Annotated in this window: 14 protein-coding genes; 6 read left to right on the forward strand and 8 right to left on the reverse strand. The window is 71.5% G+C overall.

What is annotated here, in order from left to right:
- Position 1 precedes the first annotated feature (1 nt).
- A complete protein-coding gene (locus tag ACZ6JS_RS03780; RefSeq protein ID WP_030847541.1) occupies positions 2-754 on the forward strand; it encodes a response regulator in 753 nt (250 codons plus the stop codon).
- Positions 755-795: 41 nt separating this feature from the next.
- Here the strand turns inward: ACZ6JS_RS03780 and ACZ6JS_RS03785 are convergent, their stop codons facing one another.
- Entirely contained in the window at positions 796-1977 is a 1182-nt protein-coding gene (locus ACZ6JS_RS03785; RefSeq protein ID WP_469295578.1) for a winged helix-turn-helix domain-containing protein, read from the reverse strand.
- 33 nt (positions 1978-2010) lie between these two features.
- A complete protein-coding gene (locus tag ACZ6JS_RS03790; RefSeq protein ID WP_469295579.1) occupies positions 2011-2586 on the reverse strand; it encodes a GNAT family N-acetyltransferase in 576 nt (191 codons plus the stop codon).
- A 240-nt stretch (positions 2587-2826) separates the two neighbouring features.
- Between ACZ6JS_RS03790 and secA the strand changes: the two genes are divergently transcribed.
- Entirely contained in the window at positions 2827-5619 is a 2793-nt protein-coding gene (gene secA / locus ACZ6JS_RS03795; protein ID WP_469295580.1) for a preprotein translocase subunit SecA, read from the forward strand.
- Positions 5620-5929: 310 nt separating this feature from the next.
- Here the strand turns inward: secA and ACZ6JS_RS03800 are convergent, their stop codons facing one another.
- Positions 5930-6424 carry an Rv3235 family protein gene (locus ACZ6JS_RS03800; RefSeq protein ID WP_469295581.1) on the reverse strand — a complete coding sequence of 165 codons (495 nt, stop codon included), beginning with the start codon at positions 6422-6424 and terminating at the stop codon, positions 5930-5932.
- Between the two features lie 313 nt (positions 6425-6737).
- Here ACZ6JS_RS03800 and ACZ6JS_RS03805 point away from each other — a divergent pair, with 313 nt between their 5' ends.
- The 3 genes from ACZ6JS_RS03805 to ACZ6JS_RS03815 all read left to right on the forward strand — a co-directional run bounded on the left by ACZ6JS_RS03805 (position 6738) and on the right by ACZ6JS_RS03815 (position 13217).
- Positions 6738-7238, forward strand: a complete 501-nt coding sequence (locus ACZ6JS_RS03805) for a DUF6912 family protein (protein ID WP_469295582.1) — start codon at positions 6738-6740, stop codon at positions 7236-7238.
- The gene (locus ACZ6JS_RS03810) at positions 7235-7900 is read left to right on the forward strand and encodes an HAD family hydrolase (protein ID WP_469295583.1); all 666 of its coding nucleotides are present in this window, start codon (positions 7235-7237) and stop codon (positions 7898-7900) included. The genes ACZ6JS_RS03805 and ACZ6JS_RS03810 overlap by 4 nt, the downstream gene beginning before the upstream one ends.
- 367 nt (positions 7901-8267) lie before the next feature.
- Positions 8268-13217: an NAD-glutamate dehydrogenase gene (locus tag ACZ6JS_RS03815; protein WP_469295584.1), complete on the forward strand. Its 4950-nt coding sequence runs from the start codon at positions 8268-8270 to the stop codon at positions 13215-13217.
- Between the two features lie 84 nt (positions 13218-13301).
- On the opposite strand, the gene ACZ6JS_RS03820 is transcribed toward ACZ6JS_RS03815, so the two are convergent.
- Entirely contained in the window at positions 13302-14078 is a 777-nt protein-coding gene (locus ACZ6JS_RS03820; RefSeq protein ID WP_469295585.1) for an ABC transporter ATP-binding protein, read from the reverse strand.
- Positions 14071-14979, reverse strand: coding sequence for an ABC transporter permease (locus ACZ6JS_RS03825; protein WP_469295586.1), 909 nt, complete (start codon positions 14977-14979; stop codon positions 14071-14073). Before ACZ6JS_RS03825 ends, ACZ6JS_RS03820 begins: the two co-directional genes overlap by 8 nt.
- A 125-nt stretch (positions 14980-15104) precedes the next feature.
- Between ACZ6JS_RS03825 and ACZ6JS_RS03830 the strand changes: the two genes are divergently transcribed.
- Positions 15105-15740 (forward strand): TetR/AcrR family transcriptional regulator, encoded by a 636-nt coding sequence (locus ACZ6JS_RS03830; RefSeq protein WP_469295587.1) that lies wholly within the window; start codon positions 15105-15107, stop codon positions 15738-15740.
- 66 nt (positions 15741-15806) lie between these two features.
- Here the strand turns inward: ACZ6JS_RS03830 and ACZ6JS_RS03835 are convergent, their stop codons facing one another.
- The 3 genes from ACZ6JS_RS03835 to ACZ6JS_RS03845 form a co-directional block, all read right to left on the reverse strand.
- On the reverse strand, positions 15807-18068 hold the full coding sequence (locus ACZ6JS_RS03835; protein ID WP_469295588.1) for a bifunctional glycosyltransferase/CDP-glycerol:glycerophosphate glycerophosphotransferase: 2262 nt from the start codon (positions 18066-18068) through the stop codon (positions 15807-15809).
- 119 nt (positions 18069-18187) lie between these two features.
- Positions 18188-19180, reverse strand: coding sequence for a carbohydrate ABC transporter permease (locus tag ACZ6JS_RS03840; protein WP_469295589.1), 993 nt, complete (start codon positions 19178-19180; stop codon positions 18188-18190).
- On the reverse strand, positions 19177-20493 hold the full coding sequence (locus ACZ6JS_RS03845; protein WP_469295590.1) for a carbohydrate ABC transporter permease: 1317 nt from the start codon (positions 20491-20493) through the stop codon (positions 19177-19179). The genes ACZ6JS_RS03840 and ACZ6JS_RS03845 overlap by 4 nt, the downstream gene beginning before the upstream one ends.
- Positions 20494-20496: the final 3 nt, after the last annotated feature.

Below are 20496 nucleotides of genomic sequence, written 5' to 3' on the forward strand. Positions count from 1 at the left end.
GATGGCGGACAGCTTCGGTCCGGTACGCGCGGACGACGGCGCGGCCTGCCGCGGGGCGGACCCGTCGGAGGAAACCGACGGTGCGCCCGCCGGGGAGCCCATCCGGGTCCTGGTGGTCGACGACCACGCGCTCTTCCGGCGGGGGCTGGAGATCGTCCTCGCGCAGGAGGAGGACATCCAGGTCGTCGGCGAGGCGGGGGACGGCGCGGAGGCGGTCGACAAGGCGGCCGACCTGCTGCCGGACATCGTGCTGATGGACGTGCGGATGCCCCGGCGCGGAGGCATCGAGGCGTGCACCTCGATCAAGGAGGTGGCCCCTTCCGCGAAGATCATCATGCTCACGATCAGCGACGAGGAGGCGGACCTCTACGACGCGATCAAGGCGGGCGCGACCGGCTACCTCCTCAAGGAGATCTCCACGGACGAGGTGGCCACGGCGATCCGGGCGGTGGCCGACGGCCAGTCGCAGATCAGCCCGTCGATGGCGTCGAAGCTCCTCACCGAGTTCAAGTCGATGATCCAGCGCACCGACGAGCGGCGGCTGGTGCCGGCGCCGAGGCTGACGGACCGGGAGCTGGAGGTCCTCAAGCTGGTGGCCACCGGTATGAACAACCGCGACATCGCGAAGGAGTTGTTCATCTCCGAGAACACCGTGAAGAACCACGTCCGCAACATCCTGGAGAAGCTCCAGCTGCACTCCAGGATGGAGGCCGTGGTCTACGCGATGCGGGAGAAGATCCTGGAGATCCGCTAGGCGGGCCCGCGCCGCCTCCAGCGGGGGCGGCTGCGGCCCGGTCAGGTGCCCAGTGCCGCCAGTTCGGCCGTCACCGCCGAGGCCTCGGCGGCGTTCTGCGCACGCTCCACTCGGACCGCGTCGCAGCCGACCCACTCCGCCGCCTCCCGCAGGGCCCGCGCCATCAAAGCCGCGGCCCCGGGTGAGGTCAGGGAGAGCTGCCGGGCGACGAGGGTGCGGCCCTCGCGGGCCGGGTCGACGCGGCCCTGGAGCCGCCCGCCGGCCAGCAGCGGCATCGCGAAGTACCCGTGTATCCGCTTCGGCTTGGGGACGTACGCCTCCAGGCGGTGGGTGAAGCCGAAGATCCGCTCCGTACGCGGACGGTCCCAGACCAGGGAGTCGAAGGGGGACAGCAGCGTCGTGCGGTGGCGGCCCCGCGGAGCCGTCGCCAGGGCCGACGGGTCCGCCCAGGCGGGCTTGCCCCAGCCCTCCACCTCCACCGGGACCAGCCCGGAGTCCGCGACCACCGCGTCGAACTGCTCCCCCTTGAGCCGGTGGTAGTCCGCGATGTCGGCGCGGGTGCCGACGCCGAGGGAGCGGCCCGCCAGGGCGACCAGCCGGCGCAGGCACTCGCGGTCGTCCAGGTCGTCGTGGAGCAGTGCGTCCGGCACGGCCCGCTCGGGGAGGTCGTAGACGCGCTTCCAGCCGCGGCGCTCGCTGCAGACCACCTCGCCGGTGTCGAGCAGCCACTCGACCGCGATCTTCGTCTCGGACCATTCGAACCACTCGCCGCCGTTCTTGGCGCCGCCCAGCTCGGTGGACGTCAGCGGGCCGTCCGCCTTCAGCCGTTCCAGGACGGCCCGCGTCGAGTGCTGCTTGTCCTGCAGGATGTGCCAGCGGTGGCCGCGCGCCCGGTTGGCCCGGCGGCGGAAGGCGAAATGCGGCCATTCCTCGATGGGCAGGATGCAAGCCGCGTGCGACCAGTACTCGAAGGCGTGCCGCTCGGTCCAGTAGGCCTTCTCCACGGCGTCCCGGCCGACCGCGCCGAGCCGTGCGTACGGGATCAGCTCGTGCGAGCGGGCCAGGACCGAGATGGTGTCGAGCTGGACGGCGCCCAGGTGGCGCAGGACCCCGCGGACCCCGCCGCGTCGGTCGGGGGCTCCGAGGAAGCCCTGCGCGCGCAGGGCGATCCGGCGGGCCTCGTCGGCGGACAGGGACACGGTCGGCGGGGGCAGGCTGGTCATGCGCCGAAGCCTAGGGCGTACCACTGACAGGCCTCAGCGGGTCGGCGACGGCAGGTACGGCAGCCGTGACGGCAGGTTCAGGTCGGAGGGGAGCAGGCCGCCGACGCGGCAGTCGCGCATGGTGCCGCGGTGGGAGATCCCGGCGCGCAGCACCCCCTCCATCCGGAAGCCGGCCTTCTCGGCGACTGCACGGGAGGCCGCGTTGCCGGCCTCGGCCCGCCACTCCAGCCGCCCGGCGCCGAGCTCGGTGAAGGCCCAGCGGGCGGCGGCGCCGACTGCCTCGGTGGCGTAGCCCCGGCCCCGGTGCTCCTTCACCGCCCAGAAGCCGATCTCGAACACGGACTCACCGCGGGGGTGTACGCCCAGGGCCGCCACCAGCGGGCCGGCCGCCCCGAGCCGGACCGCGAAGCTGTACGCGGTGTCCTCGCGCCAGCCGGCCGGCACCGTCTCGTTCACCCAGGTGTCCGCGTTCGCCCGCCCGTAGGGGGAGGGGACCTCGTTCCAGCGCTGGATCTCCGGGTCCTGGCAGGCGGCGTGCACCTCGGGGGCGTCCTCGGGGACGAAGGGTCTGAGGACGAGGCGCTCGGTGGTCAGCGTGGTGGGCTCCATGCGCGGATTCTGCTGCCGCGGCGTGGCCCGGGGCGAACACTTTTCGGGAATCCCCCCGGGCGATGCGGCACCTTCGGTGTCCCCCGTACGTTCTCAATCCGGGCACCCGTGCCCTCGTGGGGACGGCGGACCTCCCGACGCGGCCGCGTCCTCGCTTACGATGGCCGTTGCGGTGGGGCCCACCTGCCGTGCCCGTGTACGTACAGTGCCCAGGCCCGACCGGCAAGGAGACAAACCTCGGTGTCCGTCTTCAACAAGCTCATGCGTGCAGGCGAAGGCAAGATCCTGCGCAAACTGCACCGCATCGCGGACCAGGTCAACTCCATCGAAGAGGACTTCGTCAACCTCTCCGACGCCGAGTTGCGGGCTCTCACGGACGAGTACAAGCAGCGCTTCCAGGACGGTGAGAGCCTGGACGACCTGCTGCCCGAGGCCTTCGCGACCGTGCGTGAGGCGGCCAAGCGCGTCCTCGGCCAGCGCCACTACGACGTCCAGATCATGGGCGGCGCGGCGCTGCACCTGGGCTACGTCGCCGAGATGAAGACCGGTGAGGGCAAGACCCTCGTCGGCACCCTGCCCGCATATCTGAACGCACTGTCCGGCAAGGGCGTCCACCTGATCACGGTGAACGACTACCTGGCCGAGCGCGACTCCGAGATGATGGGCCGCGTCCACAAGTTCCTGGGTCTGACCGTCGGCTGCATCCTGGCGAACATGTCGCCTGCGCAGCGGCGTGAGCAGTACAACTGCGACATCACCTACGGCACGAACAACGAGTTCGGCTTCGACTACCTGCGCGACAACATGGCGTGGTCCCAGGACGAGCTCGTCCAGCGCGGCCACAACTTCGCCGTGGTCGACGAGGTCGACTCGATCCTCGTCGACGAGGCCCGTACCCCGCTGATCATCTCCGGTCCCGCGGACCAGGCCACGAAGTGGTACGCGGACTTCGCCAAGCTCGTCACCCGCCTGACCAAGGGTGAGGCCGGCCAGCCGCTCAAGGGCATCGAGGAGACCGGCGACTACGAGGTCGACGAGAAGAAGCGCACCGTCGGCATCCACGAGGCCGGTGTCGCCAAGGTCGAGGACTGGCTCGGCATCGAGAACCTCTACGAGTCGGTGAACACCCCGCTCGTCGGCTACCTGAACAACGCCATCAAGGCGAAGGAACTGTTCAAGAAGGACAAGGACTACGTCGTCATCGACGGCGAAGTCATGATCGTCGACGAGCACACGGGCCGTATCCTCGCCGGCCGCCGCTACAACGAGGGCATGCACCAGGCGATCGAGGCGAAGGAAGGGGTGGACATCAAGGACGAGAACCAGACCCTCGCGACGATCACCCTGCAGAACTTCTTCCGCCTGTACTCCAAGCTTTCGGGCATGACCGGTACGGCCATGACCGAGGCCGCCGAGTTCCACCAGATCTACAAGCTCGGTGTCGTGCCGATCCCGACCAACCGCGCGATGGTCCGCAAGGACCAGCCCGACCTGATCTACCGGACCGAGGTCGCGAAGTTCGCCGCCGTCGTCGACGACATCGCGGAGAAGCACGAGACGGGCCAGCCGATCCTCGTCGGTACGACGTCGGTCGAGAAGTCCGAGTACCTCTCCCAGCAGCTCTCCAAGCGCGGCATCCCGCACGAGGTGCTCAACGCCAAGCAGCACGACCGTGAGGCGACCATCGTCGCCCAGGCCGGCCGCCGCGGCGCGGTCACCGTGGCCACCAACATGGCCGGCCGCGGTACCGACATCAAGCTCGGCGGCAACCCGGACGACCTCGCCGAGGCGGAGCTGCGCCAGCGCGGCCTGGACCCCGAGGAGCACATCGAGGAGTGGGCGCACGCCCTGCCCGAGGCGCTCACCCGGGCCGAGGCCGCCGTGAAGGCGGAGTTCGAGGAGGTCAAGGCGCTCGGCGGGCTGTACGTGCTGGGCACCGAGCGCCACGAGTCGCGCCGTATCGACAACCAGCTGCGCGGCCGTTCCGGCCGACAGGGCGACCCGGGCGAGTCCCGCTTCTACCTGTCGCTGGGTGACGACCTGATGCGCCTGTTCAAGGCCCAGATGGTCGAGCGCGTCATGGCCATGGCGAACGTGCCGGACGACGTGCCGATCGAGAACAAGATGGTGACGCGTGCGATCGCGTCGGCCCAGTCGCAGGTCGAGACCCAGAACTTCGAGACGCGCAAGAACGTCCTGAAGTACGACGAGGTCCTCAACAACCAGCGCGAGGTCATCTACGGCGAGCGCCGCCGCGTCCTGGAGGGCGAGGACCTCCAGGAGCAGGTCCGCCACATGATGGACGACACGATCGACGCGTACATCGCGGCCGAGACGGTCGAGGGCTTCGCCGAGGAGTGGGACCTGGAGCGCCTGTGGAGCGCCTTCCGGCAGCTCTACCCGGTGAAGGTCACCATCGAGGAGCTGGAGGAGGCCGCGGGCGACCGCGCCGGCATCACCGCCGAGTTCATCGCCGAGTCCGTCAAGGACGACATCCACGAGCAGTACGAGGCCCGCGAGAAGGCCCTCGGCTCCGAGATCATGCGCGAGCTGGAGCGCCGCGTGGTCCTGTCGGTGCTGGACCGCAAGTGGCGTGAGCACCTGTACGAGATGGACTACCTGCAGGAGGGCATCGGCCTGCGCGCGATGGCCCAGAAGGACCCGCTGGTCGAGTACCAGCGCGAGGGCTTCGACATGTTCAACGCCATGCAGGACGGCATCAAGGAGGAGTCCGTCGGCTACCTGTTCAACCTGGAGGTCCAGGTCGAGCAGCAGGTCGAGGAGCTTCCGGTGCAGGACGCCGCGCCGTCGCTGACGAAGGAGCCGGCGGCCGCGGCCGCCCGCCCGGAGATCCGGGCGAAGGGGCTGGACGCGCCGCAGCGCCCGGACCGGCTGCACTTCTCCGCGCCGACGGTCGACGGCGAGGGCGGCGTGATCGAGGGCGACTTCGAGAGCGACGCGGGCGACGGGATGACCCGGGCCGAGCGCCGCAAGGCGCAGAAGGCCGCCGGCGGGCGCCGCCGCAAGAAGTGACCCGCTTGCCGGGTTGAGCTGTCGGCCGGGGCCGGACACCGTGAGGTGTCCGGCCCCGGCCGTTTCGCTCCCGCGGGGGTGACGGTTCGGTGCCGCGGGTGCGGCGCCGTTGCGGGGGCGCCGCCTCAGGCCCCCCGCGCCTCGGGCGCCGGCGGGGGGGTGACAGGACGGCCCTCCGCCCCGGACCCCCGCGCGTCAAGCGCCGGGGGCTGAAGGACAAGGGGGCCGCCCGCCCCCCTGCTCCCCCTGCAGGCCTCCCGGCCCGCGGCCGCCGCGCCTCCTGTGGAGGCGGGTGGGAGAGCGTGGAGGGTCACGGCAGGGGGCCTTGGATTTCCACCGCCGCGCAGCGCCAGCGGAGGTCCTGGCCCTGTTCGAGGCGGAATGCCATCGCGGTCAGGCGGTCGCCGGTGGCGATGCGGGCGAAGGCCTCGATGACGCCCGGGCCGGGGATGAAGCGGCCGCACTGGCGGACGACCGGGGACAGTCGCTCGCGCAGGTGGTGCTCTGCGGGGGCCAGGTTCACCAGCTGCTGGTAGGCAGGGCCGATGGTGTGGCCGAGGAGCGAGTGGACGGGGCGCCGGCCGCTGACCACGGCCAGGAGGCGTTCGGCGAACCAGTGGTGCGGGCCGGTGTGCGGTCCGCGTACCGGCCCTGAGGGCCCCGCAGGTGCCGCGGGCGCCGTGGGCGCCGAGGGGCCCGCCGGCCGCCGCTGGTCGCGCCGCCCGGCGGGGCGGGTTCCGGAGCGGCCGGCGGGCCGGCGGCGGCCGCCGTAGCTGCCGATCGTGCCGCGCGTCGTGGTGTCCATCGCGATCTGCCCCCGAGCAGGCCGGGCCCGGGTGGTACCGGGCGGTAACTTGATGGGGACCTTCTACGGTCGGCGAACACGCTCCGCAACCACCGGCCGGCCCCGGCCGGCCGTCGGCCCGGTTCACCTATCCGAGTGCCGGCCCCGCTGCGGCGCGGGCGGTCCGATGGCGGGTGGGGGCCGCGGGTGGACGGGCGCCCCGCGGGCCGCGGCAGCCCGATGGGGTACGGCGGCCGTCACCCTGCCGGACCCCGGCCGACCACCTCCGAGTCGTATCCTGGGTGCGTTTTCCGACTACCGAAAGCAGCCGGCCATGCGCGTGTACGTCCCCCTGACCCTCCCCGGGCTCGCCGAGGTGCACAAGGCGGGTGAGCTGGGCCCCGCCCCGGTGCGGGCGTACGCCGTCACCCCCGGCCTGCGCGAGTGGTACGTCTCGGACGACATCGAGGAGCTGGAGTACGCGGCACTGGGCCGCGCGGCGGCCGCCTCGCTGCGGCTGATCGCCGCAGACCCGGGTGCGCCCCGCCGGCGCGTCGTCGTCGCCCTCGACGTGGACGACAAGGCCGCCACCGCCACCCCCGCGGCCGACGAGGCCACCCTCGGCCAGGTGAGCCTCGCCGCCGCCGTGCGGCTCACCGTGGCCGCCGCCGTGCACGTGGACGCCGACGACGCCGAGGAGGACGTGGCCGCCGCCGCCCTGGCCCTGCCCGCGGCCGACGGCGGGGACGAGGACGCGCAGTCCACCGTCGACGGGGCCGAGGAGCACGAGCTGCTGTGGTTCGGCGTCCAGGAGATCCCGGGGCTGCTGAAATGACGCACACGAACCACATCGTCTGGGACTGGAACGGCACGCTGCTCCACGACATCGACGCCGTCATAGCCGCGACGAACGCCTCCTTCGCCGAGCTGGGCTTCGCGCCGATCACCCTGGAGACGTACCGCGAGCTGTACGTCGTACCGGTGCCGAAGTTCTACGAGCGCCTCATGGGACGGCTGCCCACCGAGGAGGAGTGGCTCGTCATGGACGAGGCCTTCCACCGCCACTACTGGACCGCCGCCGCGGACTCCGGGCTCGCCGAGGGGGCCCGGGAACTGCTCGGGGAGTGGCAGCGCGACGGGCTCACCCAGTCCCTGCTGTCCCTCGCGCCCCACGACAGACTCGTCCCGCTCGTGCGCGCCCACGGCATCGACGTGCACTTCCTGCGCGTCGACGGCCGCACCGGCCCCTCCCACACGTCCAAAGCGGGACATCTCGTACGCCACATGCAGGCCCTGGACGCGACAGGGGTGACCGCCGACCGTACGGTCCTCATCGGAGACGCCGTGGACGACGCTCTCGCGGCCGCTCACGTCGGCGCCCGCGCCGTCCTCTACACGGGTGGTTCGCACAGCCGCCGTAGTCTGGAATCAGCCGGAGTCCCCGTCGTGGACACCCTGGCGGAGGCCGTTCTGACAGCTCGCGAGCTGGCCGAATAGCGACTGGCCGGGCCGCTGCACGGACGGGCTGCAACGTCGCTGGCCAGAGTGTCAAAGTTCCACCCCAAGATTTGTACAGATGCAGCGAATGACGACCTGGGGGTAGGTCGGGATAGCCTTGTACCCGTGATCAGCGCGATATCCATCGGGGGCACTGGAGCCTCCGGCCTGCGCCCGGCGCACGACAGTGCCCGGGCCATCGCTGATCCCCGCCACCGGGACCTTCGGCCGATCTTGGCTCATTCCCTCCCGGTCGGCTCTCTCGACGGCATAGCGTCGATTCAGAACGGACACCCCGCCTCGCGGCGCTATGTCATTCCTTCCTTCACCTACGTCACGCAATGGCGCGCGACAGGAGCCAGAGGACATGCAGACCAAGCTGGACGAAGCAAAGGCCGAGCTGCTCGCACGGGCGGCCCGGGTAGCTGAGCACAGCCCGGCCGGGGGGCTACTTCCGACTGGGTCCGAGCAGGGAGAGCGTCCGGACCGGGACGCGGTCCTCTCCTACCTCCAGCGCTACTACCTGCACACGGCGCCCGAGGACCTCACGGACCGGGACCCGGTCGATGTATTCGGAGCCGCGCTCTCCCACTACCGACTGGCCGAGAACCGGCCGCAGGGCACCGCGAACGTACGCGTGCACACCCCCACGGTGGAGGAGAACGGCTGGACCTCCAGCCACTCCGTCGTCGAGGTCGTCACCGACGACATGCCCTTCCTCGTGGACTCCGTGACGAACGAGCTGTCCCGCCAGGGCCGCGGCATCCACGTCGTGATCCACCCGCAGGTCGTCGTCCGCCGTGACATCACCGGCAAGCTGATCGAGATCCTCGGCCCCGACTGCGACGCGCACGGCCCCCGCACGGAGCGCCCCCACGACTCCCTCGTCGAGTCCTGGATCCACGTCGAGATCGACCGCGAGACCGACCGCGCCGACCTCAAGCAGATCACCGTCGACCTGCAGCGCGTCCTGTCCGACGTCCGCGAGTCCGTCGAGGACTGGGAGAAGATGCGCGAGGCCGCGCTGCGCATCGCCGACGGCCTGCCCGACGAGCCCACCGCCCCGGACCTGCGCGAGTACGAGCTCGAAGAAGCCCGTGAGCTGCTGCGCTGGCTCGCCGACGACCACTTCACCTTCCTCGGCTACCGCGAGTACAACCTCGTCGACGGCGACGCCCTGGCCGCCGTGCCCGGCACCGGCCTCGGCATCCTGCGCTCCGACCCGCACCACAGCGGCAAGGAGGACGGCCACCCGGTCTCGCCGTCCTTCAACCGGCTGCCGGCCGACGCCCGCGCCAAGGCCCGCGAGCACCGCCTGCTGGTGCTGACCAAGGCCAACAGCCGCTCCACCGTGCACCGCCCCTCGTACCTCGACTACGTGGGCGTCAAGAAGTTCGACGCCGACGGCAACGTCGTCGGCGAGCGCCGCTTCCTCGGCCTGTTCTCCTCCGCCGCGTACACCGAGTCCGTGCGCCGCGTTCCGGTCATCCGCCGCAAGGTCGCCGAGGTCCTGGAACGGGCCGGCTTCTCGCCGGCCAGCCACGACGGCCGCGACCTGACGCAGATCCTGGAGACCTACCCGCGCGACGAGCTGTTCCAGACCCCGGTCGACCAGCTCCAGTCGATCGTCACCTCCGTCCTCTACCTCCAGGAACGCCGCCGGCTGCGGCTGTACCTGCGCCAGGACGAGTACGGGCGCTACTACTCCGCGCTCGTCTACCTGCCGCGCGACCGCTTCACCACCGGTGTGCGGCTGCGCCTGATGGACATCCTGCGCGAGGAGCTCGGCGGCATCAGCATCGACTTCACCGCCTGGAACACCGAGTCGATCCTCTCCCGCATCCACTTCGTCATCCGCGTCCCGCAGGGCACCGAGCTGCCCGTGCTGACCGACGGCGACGTCGAGCGCATCGAGAGCCGCCTCGTCGAGGCCGCCCGCTCCTGGGCCGACGGATTCGACCAGGCGCTCAACGCCGAACTCGGCGAGGAGCGCGCCGCGGAGCTGCTGCGCCGCTACGGCACCGCCTTCTCCGAGGGCTACAAGGCCGACCACTCGCCGCGCGCCGCCGTCGCCGACCTCGTGCACCTGGAGAAGCTGCGGGGCAGCGACAAGGACTTCGCGCTCTCGCTGTACGAGCCCGTCGGCGCGGGCCCCGGCGAGCGCCGTTTCAAGATCTACCGCGCCGGCGAGCAGGTCTCCCTGTCCGCCGTCCTGCCGGTGCTCCAGCGCCTCGGCGTCGAGGTCACCGACGAGCGCCCCTACGAGCTGCGCTGCGCGGACCGCACGAACGCGTGGATCTACGACTTCGGCCTGCGGCTTTCGGCGGGCGACCTCGGCGACGACGCCCGCGAGCGCTTCCAGGACGCCTTCGCGGCCGTATGGAACGGCCAGGCCGAGAACGACAACTTCAACACCCTCGTGCTGAGCGCCGGTCTGACCTGGCGCCAGGCGGTCGTCCTGCGCGCGTATGCCAAGTACATGCGCCAGGCCGGCTCCACCTTCAGCCAGGACTACATGGAGGACACCCTCCGCAACAACGTCCACACCACCCGGCTGCTGGTCTCGCTCTTCGAGGCCCGGATGTCGCCCGTCCGCCAGGCCGCCGGCAGCGAGCTCGTGGACGCCATGCTGGAGGAGCTCGACGGGGCCCTGGACCAGGTCGCCTCGCTCGACGAGGACCGCATCCTGCGGGCCTTCCTCACCCTCATCAAGGCGACGCTGCGCACGAACTTCTTCCAGCTCGACTCCCGCGGCGAGCAGCACGCGTACGTGTCGATGAAGTTCGACCCGCAGGCCATCCCGGACCTGCCGGCGCCCCGCCCGGCGTACGAGATCTGGGTGTACTCCCCGCGCGTCGAGGGCGTCCACCTGCGCTTCGGCAAGGTCGCCCGAGGCGGCCTGCGCTGGTCCGACCGCCGCGAGGACTTCCGCACGGAGATCCTCGGCCTGGTCAAGGCGCAGATGGTCAAGAACACCGTGATCGTGCCGGTCGGCGCCAAGGGCGGTTTCGTCGCCAAGAACCTCCCCGACCCGTCGGTGGACCGCGACGCCTGGCTCGCCGAGGGCATCGCCTCGTACAAGATCTTCATCTCGGCGCTGCTCGACATCACCGACAACATGGTCGCCGGCGAGGTCGTGCCGCCGCGCAGCGTGGTCCGCCACGACGAGGACGACACCTACCTCGTCGTCGCCGCGGACAAGGGCACCGCGACCTTCTCCGACATCGCCAACGGCGTGGCGGAGGCCTACGGCTTCTGGCTCGGCGACGCCTTCGCGTCCGGCGGCTCGGCCGGCTACGACCACAAGGGCATGGGCATCACCGCCCGCGGCGCGTGGGAGTCCGTCAAGCGGCACTTCCGCGAGCTCGGCCACGACACCCAGACCCAGGACTTCACCGTCGTCGGCGTCGGGGACATGTCCGGTGACGTCTTCGGCAACGGCATGCTGCTCTCCGAGCACATCCGCCTGGTGGCCGCCTTCGACCACCGCCACATCTTCATCGACCCGACCCCGGACGCGGCCACCTCGTACGCCGAGCGCCGCCGCCTCTTCGAGCTGCCGCGCTCCTCGTGGGCGGACTACGACCCGTCGCTGATCTCGGCGGGCGGCGGCATCCACCCGCGTTCGGCGAAGGCCGTACCGGTCACCGCCCAGATGCGCGCGGCCCTCGGCATCGAGGCCGGCATCACCAAGATGACCCCGGCCGAGCTGATGCAGTCGATCCTCAAGGCCCCCGTGGACCTGGTGTGGAACGGCGGTATCGGCACCTACGTCAAGGCGACCTCCGAGACGCACGCCGACGTCGGCGACAAGGCCAACGACGCCATCCGCGTCAACGGCTGCGACGTGCGGGCGCAGGTCATCGGCGAGGGCGGCAACCTGGGTCTGACCCAGCTCGGCCGCATCGAGTTCGCCCGCAGCGGCGCCGGCGGCGAGGGCGGCAAGGTCAACACCGACGCCATCGACAACAGCGCGGGCGTGGACACCTCCGACCACGAGGTGAACATCAAGATCCTGCTCAACGCGGTCGTCGCCGACGGCGACATGACCGTCAAGCAGCGCAACAAGCTGCTCGCGCAGATGACCGACGAGGTCGGCCGTCTGGTGCTGCGCAACAACTACGCGCAGAACACAGCGCTGGCCAACGGCTCGGCCCAGGCCCCCAGCCTGCTCCACGCCCAGCAGCGCTTCATGCGCCGCCTGGAGGGTGCCGGACTGCTCAACCGCGAGCTGGAGTTCCTGCCCACCGACCGGCAGATCCGCGAGCTGCTGAACAACGGCAAGGGCCTGACCCAGCCGGAGCTGGCCGTGCTCTTCGCGTACACGAAGATCACGACGGCGGACGAGCTCATCGCCACCGAGCTGCCGGACGACCCGTACCTGCGCCGTCTGCTCTTCGCGTACTTCCCGGCGGCGCTGGGCGACAAGTTCGCCGAGCAGATCGACGGGCACGCGCTGCGCCGCGAGATCATCACGACGATCCTGGTCAACGACACCGTCAACACCGGTGGTTCGACCTTCCTGCACCGTCTGCGGGAGGAGACCGGTGCCTCCACGGAGGAGATCGTCCGGGCGCAGCTCGCGGCCCGCGAGATCTTCGGCCTGGCCGAGGTGTGGGACGCGGTGGAGGCGCTCGACAACAAGGTGGCCGCGGACGTCCAGACCCGGGTGCGCCTGCACTCGCGCCGCCTGGTCGAGCGCGGTACCCGCTGGCTGCTCAACAACCGGCCGCAGCCGCTCCAGATCACCGAGACCATCGCCTTCTTCGGGGAGCGCGTGGCCCAGGTGTGGGCGGAGCTGCCGAAGCTGGTGCGCGGCGCGGACCTGGAGTGGTACCAGCTGGTCATGGACGAGCTGACCGGCGAGGGCGTGCCGGCGGAGCTGGCGGCGAAGGTCGCCGGGTTCTCCTCGGCCTTCCCGACGCTGGACATCGTCGCGATCGCGGACCGGACGGGCGTGGACCCGCTGGGTGTCGCCGAGGTGTACTACGACCTCGCCGACCGCCTGGACATCACGCAGCTGATGGACCGGATCATCGAGCTGCCGCGGGCCGACCGCTGGCAGTCCATGGCCCGCGCGTCCATCCGCGAGGACCTGTTCGCGGCGCACGCGGCGCTGACCGCGGACGTGCTGTCGGTGGGCAACGGCGCCTCGACTCCCGAGGAGCGCTTCCAGGCGTGGGAGGAGAAGAACGCGGCGATCATCGGGCGGGCCCGGACGACCCTGGAGGAGATCCGGGGCTCGGACGACTTCGACCTGGCGAACCTGTCGGTGGCGATGCGGACCATGCGCAGCCTGCTGCGCGCGCACAGCTGACGGCGGCGGCTCAGCCGAACGGGCCGGGCCCGGGACCTCTGGTCCCGGGCCCGGCCCGTTCGCTGCCGTGTCCGCGGGTGCGCCTCAAGCGTCGGCGCGGCTGGAATTCTCGTAGGCGGCGCAGACCTCTTCCGCCGGGCCGTCCATCCGCAGGACGCCCGAGTCCAGCCAGATCGCGCGGTCGCAGGTCTCGCGGACGGTGGTGATGGCGTGGCTGACGAGGAAGACGGTGCCGGCGCGCGCGCGGAGTTCCTCGATGCGGGCCTGGCTGCGCCGCTGGAAGGCCGCGTCGCCCGTGGCCAGCGCCTCGTCGATCATCAGGACGTCGTGGTCCTTGGCGGCGGCGATGGAGAAGCGCAGCCGGGCGCCCATGCCGGAGGAGTACGTGCGCATCGGCAGGGAGATGAAGTCGCCCTTCTCGTTGATGCCGGAGAAGTCGACGATGCCGTCGTAGCGTTCGTGGATCTGCTGTCTGGACATGCCCATCGCGAGGCCGCCGAGGATGACGTTGCGTTCGCCGGTCAGGTCGTTCATCAGGGCGGCGTTCACGCCCAGCAGGGACGGCTGGCCGTGCGAGAAGATCCGGCCGCGGGCCACCGGCTGGAGGCCCGCGACGGCCTTCAGCAGGGTGGACTTGCCCGAGCCGTTCGAGCCGATGAGGCCGATGGCCTCGCCCTCGTAGGCGGTGAAGGACACGCCCTTGACCGCGTGCACCTCGCTCATCCCGGGGGCGGCCCCGCGGGAGAAGATCCGGCCGAGGGCGGCGGTGGCGCCGCCCCTGCGGGCTCCGGTGCCGTGCACCTTGTAGATGACGTGGACCCCGTCCGCGATCACGGTGGGGACCCGGGTGCCGTCAGCCACGTCCGTACGCCTCCTCTGCCTTCCAGAAGTAGATGAATCCGCCGACGCCCGCGAGCAGCGCCCAGCCGACGGCCAGCGGCCATGCGTGGGGCGGGAGCGCGTGCGCGGGGAAGCTGTCGATCAGCGCGAAGCGCATCAGGTCCATGTAGACGGCCGGGGGGTTGGCCTTGAGGGCCACCAGCACCCAGTGCGGCAGGTCGTTCTCGCCGAGCATCTGGTCGATGGACCACATGACGCCCGAGGCGTACATCCACGTCCGCAGGACGAAGGGCATCAGCTGGATGACGTCGGGGCTCTTGCTGCCGATGCGGGCCATGACCATGGCGCAGCCGGCGGCGAACAGGGCCGTCAGCAGGAGCGCCGGTACGGTCAGGAGCCAGGCCGGGCCGGGCCGCTGCCCGAAGGCGAACAGCAGGATCACCAGGGCGGCCATGGAGACGAGCAGCTGCTGGAAGAGCTGCACGACGGTGGAGACGGGCAGGCTGGCCCGGGGGAAGTGCAGAGCGCGGACCAGGCCGAGGTTGCTGTGGACGGCGCGTGTGCCGGCGTTGACGGAGCTGCTGATGAAGTCCCAGAGGAAGATGCCGGTGATCAGGAAGGGGACGTAGTCCGGCACGCCGTGGCTGGCCTTCAGCACGATGCCGAAGATGAAGTAGTAGACCGCCGCGTTGAGCAGCGGGGTCACCAGGTGCCAGAGCTGGCCGAGCTTCGCCGTGCTGTACGTGGCCTGCATGCGGGCGGTGGCGTAGGCGCTCACGAAGTGGCGGCGCTGCCAGAGCTGTGCGATGTAGCGGGGGAGCGTGGGGCGGGCGCCGCTGAGGGTGAGGCCGTGGGCGGCGGCCAGCTCTGCGAGCTCCGCGGAGGTGGCGGGCGCGGTCTTGGATGCGGTCGCGGTGGTCACTGGGATCGCTTTCGCTTTCGACGGAGGTCGGGACGGGTCCGTATCGTCGCTACGGCGAGGTTAGGGCGCGGATCGATGGAACGCAACCGTATCGTCGTGACGGGGCGAGGCTCTATGCTCTGTGCATGACCACGGACCCCGCCCCCTCCGCAGCCGCCCCCGCCCGCCGCGCCCCGGCGGGTGCCGCCGTCCTGCGCGAGGACGTGACCGAGGCGATCCGCGACGCGGTCCTGGAGGAGCTGGCGGCGGTCGGCTTCTCCCGGATGTCCATCGAGGGCATCGCGCGGCGCGCCGGGGTCGGCAAGACCGCCGTGTACCGGCGCTGGAAGTCGAAGCTGCACCTGGTACTGGACCTGATCGGCGCCTTCGCCGTGGATGGTCTGCCGGTCCCGGCGACGGGCTCGCTGTACGGCGACGTACGGGCCCTGCTGGAGGTCGTGGCGCACGTGCTGCGGCACCCGGTGGCCTCCGCGGTGATCCCCGACCTCCTGGTCGAGGCGTCCCGCAATCCGGAGATCGCGGACGCCGTCCGCGGCGCCCTCCTCGACGGCCAGCACCGCATGGCGCAGGGCATCGTCGCGGACGCCGTCGCCCGCGGCGAACTCCCGGCGGAGATCGGCCCCGACCACGCCCTCGACCTGCTGATCGGCCCGCTCTACTGGCGCCAGGTCGTCGTCCGCGACGCGGTCACCCCGGCCCACCTGGACACCCTGGCCCACCAGGTGGTGGCCGGCCTGAAGTCGGCTCGCGGCCCGGCCTGAGGCAACGGCGCGGCTCCGTCGCGAAAGACTTCCCCGTGCCGTGGGAGCAGTCCTGAAACCCCCGCCCTACGGCCAGACGTGGGCCAGTGCCGGTTCCGGGCTGGGGGCCGGGGCCGGCGGGGCCGGGTGGCGGTCCGGGAGCGGGATGACCGCCGGGGACGGGACCGTCTGGCCCAGGAACACCCGCCGGACCACCCGCTCCGCCGCGTGGCCGTCGTCGTACGAGCAGAAGCGCGCGCGGAAGGCGGAGCGCAGCTGGGCGGAGCGCGAACCCTGCCAGTGGCCCGTGGTGAAGATGTCCACCAGCTCGTCCTGGGTGCGGGCGATCGCGCCGGGCGGACACGACCGCAGGTCGAAGTACGTGCCGCGGGCGGCCTCGTAGGCCTCCCAGTCGTCCGCGTGGATCACGATCGGCCGGTCCAGCGCCGCGTAGTCGAACATCAGGGACGAGTAGTCCGTGACGAGCGCGTCGGAGGCCAGGCACAGCTCCTCCACCGAGGGGTGGGTGGAGACGTCCAGCAGGCGCGGGTGGGGCTCCCACGGGCGTGCGGCTTCGGCGTCCGCGTACGTCAGGTGCGTGCGGACCAGCACCGTGAAGCGCGGGCCCAGCTCCTGCAGGAGCCGCTCGAAGTCCAGGTGGTCGGGCCGGCTGCGGCGGTAGTCGCGGTGGGTGGGCGCGTACAGGACCGCCGTCGAGCCGGCCGGGATCCCCAGCCGCTCGCGCAGCTCCAACACGTCCGAACGGGTCGCCCGGTGGAAGACGTCGTTGCGCGGGTAGCCGTATTCGAGGGTCGTGTACGAGGACGGGACGGCCTTCTCCCAGACCAGCGTGGAGTGCCGGTTCGCGGAGAGCAGGTAGTCCCACTGGTCGGCGCCGCGCAGCAGGCCCGCGAAGTCCGCGGTCGGGGCGGCTGCCGGCCGGTCCTGGAGGTCGAGTCCGACCCGCTTGAGCGGAGTGCCGTGCTGGGTCTGGAGCAGGATCTGGCCGGGCCGCTTGACCAGCGCACGGTCGAAGTTGACGTTCGTGACCAGGTATCCGGCTCGGGCCAGGGCGCTCCAGTACGCCGCGGAACCCGGCCGCAGCGCCGCCGTCTCCCGTGGGAGCGTCGCGGCGTGCGCCGGGTCGCAGATCCACGCCGTCCGCATCCGGGGCGCCAGTTCGCGCAGCTTGGCCTCGATCGCCGCCGGGTTGCAGGCGTACCCGCCGTGCCAGTACGCGGAGAAGACCGCGAGCTCCGGGCGCAGCGGCAGCAGTCGCTGGATCCGGTAGTGCAGCCGCAGCGAGGACTCCCGCAGGCCCCGCCCCGTCGTCGTGGCGGCCCGGCCCAGCGCCAGCCCCGCCGAGCGCAGCACCGACAGCATCCGGTAGCTGCGCCTGAAGCCCAGCCGCATCAGCGCGTGCCGGATCCGGTCGGTCCGCGAGAGGGACAGCGGCAGCGAACTGCGGGCGCCCGGGGCGCGGTAGCGGCGCAGCAGGGCGGAGGCCCGGCCGAAGAACTCGGCCCGGCTGGCGCGTGGGAGGCGGCGGGTGTCGGCGTAGACGGCGCAGAAGTGCTCGGCCATCCGACGGTGCAGTGTGGAGCGCCAGCGCTCCAGCTCGGGCCGTCCGGCCAGGTAGCCGAAGACCCGGTCGTACTGGTCGAAGATCTCCAGGTGGCGGGGGGTGCGAGTGGTCAGGATCGATCCGGTGCGCCGCTGGCGGTAGTGGACGCACACCCGGTCCAGGACGGCGACGGACTCTGCGGCCAGCAGCGCCGGGTAGGTCCACGGGGTGTCCTCGTAGAGCCCCGGCGGGAATTCGAGGCCCTCGCGCTCGATGTACTCGCGGCGGTACGCCTTGTTCCACACCACCATCAGCATGGCGAGCAGGGCGGGGCGGTCGGCGAGCCGGAAGCTGGCCGGGCCCTCCTCGGACAGCCGGTACGAGAGCCGGTTGCGCACCAGTTCCCCGGACCAGTAGGCGCGCGCGTAGTCGTAGACCAGGACGTCGGGGGAGCCGGTGGCCTTCAGCCGGTCGGTGAGGGCCTGCAGGGCGCCCGGGGCGAGGGTGTCGTCGCCGTCGAGGAAGACCAGGTAGTCGCCGGTGGCCCGGGCCAGGCCCGCGTTCCGCGCCGGTCCCAGCCCCAGGTTGTGCGCCAGGTGCACCGCGGTCACCCGGGGGTCGCGGGACGCGTACTCGTCGATGATCGACCCGCAGGCGTCGGGGGAGGCGTCGTCGACGGCGATCAGTTCCAGGTCCGGGTACGACTGCGTCAGGACCGAGTCCAGACTCTCCCGGAGGTAGGCCTGGACCTTGTACGCGGGCACGATGACGCTGAACCGGGGCACGGGACATCCAGGGGTCGGCGCGGGCATATTGCCCAGGAACCCCCGGCGTGGCGAGCCGGTTACGCAGAGTGCGGCATTCGGGTTACGGAGCGTCAACGCACGTGAGGCGTGTGTGCGGGCTACTTGACCGCGCCGGCCATCACCCCCGTGACGAACTGCCGCTGGAAGGCGAAGAAGACGACGAGCGGGACCACCATCGACAGGAACGCGCCGGGCGCCAGCACGTCGATGTTGTTCCCGAACTGCCGTACCTGCTGCTGGAGCGCGACCGTGATCGGCGGGTTGGCCGAGTCGGCGAAGACCAGCGCCACCAGCATGTCGTTCCACACCCACAGGAACTGGAAGATGCCGAGCGAGGCGATCGCCGGACCGCCCAGCGGCAGCACCACCCTGGTGAACAGCCGCAGTTCGCCCGCCCCGTCGAGACGGGCCGCCTCCAGCAGCTCGCGCGGGATCTCCGCGAAGAAGTTGCGCAGCAGGAACACGGCGAACGGCAGCCCGAAGGCGGTGTGGAAGAGCACCACGCCCGCAGTGGTCTCGAACAGCCCGATGGTGCCGAAGAGTTCCGACACCGGGATGAGCGCCACCTGTACGGGCACGACGAGCAGTCCGACGACGACGAGGAAGAGCCAGTCCCGGCCGGGGAACTCCAGCCAGGCGAAGGCGTATCCGGCGAGCGAGCCGAGGACCAGCACGAGCAGGGTGGCCGGCACCGCGATCGCGAACGTGTTCAGCAGCGAGGAGGTGATCGTGTCGTTGGCCAGCAGCCGTTCGTAGTTCTCGGCGGTCAGCCGCGACGGCGCGCTGAACACCTGCCACCAGCCGCCGTCGTTCAGGTCGGTCGGGGAGGCGAGGGAGGAGACGAGCAGCCCCAGGGTGGGCAGCAGCCAGAACAGTGCCGCCACGACCAGGAAGACGCGCACGGCGCCGCCGGCCAACCCGCCTGCGGCCCGCCCGGCCCATGTCGTCGCACGTCCGGCCCGCCGGGCCGGGGCGCCCGCGGCGCTCGGGCTGTGCCCTCCGGCGGCCCCGCCGCCGGACGCGGCGCCGTTCCCGAGGACGGACGGGCGGAGTTCCGGCCTCGGGTCCGGCGCGGCGTCGGAACGGCTCATCGGGCCCCCTCCTTCCGCAGACGGCGGATGTTGAAGAGCATCACCGGAATCACCAGCAACAGCAGCAGCACGGCGATGGCGCTGCCCAGACCCGGATCGGCGTCGGTGCCGAAGGAGGTCCGGTACAGCTGGAGCGCGAGCACGTTCGCGTCGTCCTGCACCGCGCCCGGAGCGATCACGAAGACCAGGTCGAAGATCTTCATGACGTTGATGACGAGCGTGACGAGCACGACCGCCAGCAGCGGAGCCAGCAGCGGGACGGTGATCCGCCGGAACACCTGCCACTCGTTCGCCCCGTCCACCCGCGCCGCCTCCAGCAGCTCCCGCGGTACGGCGGCCAGCCCGGCCCCGATCAGCACCATCGCGAAACCGGCCCACATCCACACGTACGCCCCGATGACCGCCGGGGTGACGAGCGCCGGGCCGAGCCACTCCACCCCGCCGTACGCCTCCCGGAAGTTGGCCGCGGGCAGTCGCAGCAGCGCCCCGTCGGCGTTCGCGGACAGCGTGAAGGTGCCGTCGGCACGGGCTGTCGCCGTATCGACCACCCGGCCCTCCTTGACCGCCTCGATGCGCATCCCCGAGAAGCCCTGCTCGCTCGGGTCGACCACGTTCGTCGCGCCGCCCCCGCCCCGGGTGAAGTCCTGCCAGACGGTGCCGGTGACCTCCCCCGCCACCGAGGCCGGGGCCCTGGCCGCACGGGTCCCCTCGGGCAGCGCCTCCGGGGCCACGCCGACCAGCGGGAGCAGCACCGGGCTGCCCGCGCGCACCGGCCCGCGGGTGACGAAGGCGCCCCCGCCCGCGTCCGCCAGCGGCGAGTCGCGGCCCGGTCGGGCCTTGGGGAAGGCCGAGGACTGCGCGAAGGTGTCGTGGACGCCGACCCACACCGCGTTGGCGACACCGCGGTCCGGGTCGTGGTCGTACACGAGCCGGAAGATGATGCCCGCCGCCAGCATCGAGATCGCCATCGGCATGAACACCAGCAGCTTGAACGCCGTTCCCCAGCGCACCCGTTCGGTGAGCACCGCGAAGATCAGCCCGAGGGCGGTGGCCGTGGCAGGGGCGAGCACCACCCACACCGCCGTGTTCTTCAAGGCGGTGCGGATGCCGTCGTCGGCGAAGATCTCCCGGTAGTTGCCGCCGCCGACGAACACGTCGCCGGAGCGGTCGAAGAAGCTGCGGTACAGCGAGTAGCCGATCGGCTGCACGACGAGCGCGCCGAGCAGCACGAGGGCCGGCAGGAGGAACGCCGCCGCCACCAGGCGGCGGCGCCGTGCCTCGGCGGACAGGCCGTGCGCGGCGGGGGCCGTCACGGG

It is taken from the genome of Streptomyces sp. NPDC046349 (assembly GCF_055587885.1).

Excerpts from the sequence above, each read along its gene's own strand:
- ACZ6JS_RS03815 (WP_469295584.1), top strand. The coding sequence starts at position 8,268 with ATGCAGACCAAGCTGGACGAAGCAAAGGCCGAGCTGCTCGCACGGGCG.
- ACZ6JS_RS03800 (WP_469295581.1), bottom strand. The coding sequence starts at position 6,424 with ATGGACACCACGACGCGCGGCACGATCGGCAGCTACGGCGGCCGCCGC.
- ACZ6JS_RS03790 (WP_469295579.1), bottom strand. The coding sequence starts at position 2,586 with ATGGAGCCCACCACGCTGACCACCGAGCGCCTCGTCCTCAGACCCTTC.
- ACZ6JS_RS03810 (WP_469295583.1), top strand. The coding sequence starts at position 7,235 with ATGACGCACACGAACCACATCGTCTGGGACTGGAACGGCACGCTGCTC.
- ACZ6JS_RS03805 (WP_469295582.1), top strand. The coding sequence starts at position 6,738 with ATGCGCGTGTACGTCCCCCTGACCCTCCCCGGGCTCGCCGAGGTGCAC.
- ACZ6JS_RS03780 (WP_030847541.1), top strand. The coding sequence starts at position 2 with ATGGCGGACAGCTTCGGTCCGGTACGCGCGGACGACGGCGCGGCCTGC.
- ACZ6JS_RS03840 (WP_469295589.1), bottom strand. The coding sequence starts at position 19,180 with ATGAGCCGTTCCGACGCCGCGCCGGACCCGAGGCCGGAACTCCGCCCG.
- ACZ6JS_RS03785 (WP_469295578.1), bottom strand. The coding sequence starts at position 1,977 with ATGACCAGCCTGCCCCCGCCGACCGTGTCCCTGTCCGCCGACGAGGCC.
- ACZ6JS_RS03830 (WP_469295587.1), top strand. The coding sequence starts at position 15,105 with ATGACCACGGACCCCGCCCCCTCCGCAGCCGCCCCCGCCCGCCGCGCC.